Consider the following 267-nt stretch of genomic DNA (forward strand, 5'->3'; position numbering starts at 1 on the left):
GGGGGCTTCCTGGGACGCAAGGGTGACGGCGAGCCTGGAGCCAAGACGCTGTGGCTGGGCATGCGCGATGTGGCCGTGTTCGTGCAAGGGCTGCGCTTTGCTCGGATGGCTCTGTGAGATGTGTGTAGTGAGATGGGCTGAAGGCGACGCTGAACAAGCGGTCGATTTCAGCGAGGCGCGGTCGCGTTGATCGGGAACTCCGAGATGGGAAGGCCGCAGCGGCTCGATTGCGAGCCGGATTGCGACCATTTCTGGCCCACGCCCGCG

At 64.8% G+C, this 267-nt stretch carries 1 protein-coding gene; it reads left to right on the forward strand.

Features of this window, described 5'->3' with window-relative positions; translation table 11 throughout:
* The coding region (locus JHD63_RS23580) for an IS4 family transposase (RefSeq protein WP_198973118.1) at positions 1 to 117 on the forward strand (117 nt) is incomplete at its 5' end.
* Positions 118 to 267 lie beyond the last annotated feature (150 nt).

The organism is Xylophilus sp. ASV27 (assembly GCF_016428875.1).
Taxonomy (GTDB): Bacteria; Pseudomonadota; Gammaproteobacteria; order Burkholderiales; family Burkholderiaceae_C; genus Xylophilus.